Consider the following 2,091-nt stretch of genomic DNA (forward strand, 5'->3'; position numbering starts at 1 on the left):
GACATCTCGGCACTGACCACCGCACAAGTCGCGGGTCTCTCGACGACGCAAGTCGCGAACCTGAGCTCGGATCAAGTCGCGGCACTCTCGACGACCGACCTCCGCGCCCTGTCGACCACGCAGATCAGCCACCTCGGCACGACGGGTCTGACGACGGATCAGATCGGCGCGCTGACGACGGCACAAGTCGCGGGTCTGACGACGGCGCAAATCGCGGGCCTGACGACCGATCAGGTCGGCGCGCTCTCGGCGACCGACGTCACGGCACTGAAGACGAACCAGGTCCAGGCACTCGGCGCAACGGGCGTCGCGGCCCTGAACTCGGCGCAAGTCGCGTCGCTGACGACGGCAGGCCTCAACGCGCTGACGACGGCTGAAGTCGCAAGCCTCTCGACGACGGACATCTCGGCGTTGACGACGGCGCAAGTCGCGGGTCTCTCGACGACGCAAGTCGCGAATCTGAGCTCGGATCAAGTCGCGGCACTGTCGACGACCGATCTCCGTGCCCTGTCGACCACGCAGATCAGCCATATCGGTACGGCTGGCCTGACGACGGATCAGATCGGCGCACTGACGACGGCTCAAGTCGCGGGTCTGACGACGGCGCAAGTCGCAGGTCTGACGACGACGCAAGTCGCCGCGCTCTCGACAACGGACGTCGCCGCGCTGAAGACGAACCAGGTCCAGGCGCTCGGCGCCGCAGGCGTCGCGGGTCTGACCTCGACGCAAGTCGCTTCGCTGACGACGCAGGAGCTCAACGCGCTGACGACGGCTGAAGTCTCGAGCCTCTCGACGACGGACATCTCGGCACTGACGACCGCGCAAGTCGCGGGTCTCTCGACGACGCAAGTCGCGAACCTGAGCTCGGATCAAGTCGCGGCGCTCTCGACGAGCGATATCCGCGCCCTGTCGGCCACGCAGATCGGCAGCATCGGCACGGCCGGCCTGACGACCGACCAGATCGGCGCACTGACGACGGCGCAGGTCGCAAGCCTGACGACCGCCCAGGTCGCGGGTCTCACGACGGATCAGATCGGCGCACTCTCGACGACCGACGTCGCCGCGCTGAAGACGAACCAGGTGACGGCGCTCGGTGCAACGGGCATCGCGGCCCTGAACTCGGCGCAAGTCGCCTCGCTGACGACGGCAGGCCTCAACGCGCTGACGACGGCTGAAGTTGCAAGCCTCTCGACGACCGACATCTCGGCACTGACGACGGCGCAAGTCGCAGGCCTCTCGACGGTCCAAGTCGCGAACCTGAGCTCGGATCAAGTCGCGGCGCTCTCGACGAACGACATCCGCGCCCTGTCGGCCACACAGATCGGCCATATCGGCACGGCCGGCCTGACGACCGACCAGATCGGCGCACTGACGACGGCGCAAGTCGCGGGTCTGACGACGGCGCAAGTCGCGGGTCTGACGACGACGCAAGTCGCCGCGCTCTCGACGACCGACGTCGCCGCGCTGAAGACGAACCAGGTCCAGGCACTCGGCGCGGCAGGCGTCGCGGGTCTGACCTCGACGCAAGTCGCTTCGCTGACGACGCAGGAGCTCAACGCGCTGACGACGGCTGAAGTCTCGAGCCTCTCGACGACCGACATCTCCGCGCTGACGACGGCGCAAGTCGCGGGCCTCTCGACGACGCAAGTCGCGAACCTGAGCTCGGATCAAGTCGCGGCGCTCTCGACGAGCGATATCCGCGCCTTGTCGGCCACGCAGATCGGCAGCATCGGTACGGCGGGTCTGACGACCGACCAGATCGGCGCACTGACGACGGCGCAAGTCGCGGGTCTGACGACGGCGCAAGTCGCTGGCCTGACGACCGATCAGGTCGGCGCGCTCTCGACGACCGACGTCGCCGCGCTGAAGACGAACCAGGTGACGGCACTCGGTGCGACGGGCATCGCGGCGCTGAATTCGGCGCAAGTCGCTTCGCTGACGACGGCGGGCCTCAACGCGCTGACGACGGCTGAAGTCGCAAGCCTCTCGACGACCGACATCTCGGCACTGACCACCGCACAAGTCGCGGGTCTCTCGACGACGCAAGTCGCGAACCTGAGCTCGGATCAAGTCGCGGCACTCTCGACGACC

Annotated in this window: 1 protein-coding gene; it reads left to right on the top strand. The window is 67.4% G+C overall.

Features of this window, described 5'->3' with window-relative positions:
- Positions 1-2,091, top strand: a 2,091-nt coding sequence (locus D7S86_RS29730) for a beta strand repeat-containing protein (protein WP_420813321.1), incomplete at both ends; no start/stop codon positions are given.

It is taken from the genome of Pararobbsia silviterrae, from assembly GCF_003628125.1.
In the GTDB taxonomy this organism is placed as follows: domain Bacteria; phylum Pseudomonadota; class Gammaproteobacteria; order Burkholderiales; family Burkholderiaceae; genus Pararobbsia; species Pararobbsia silviterrae.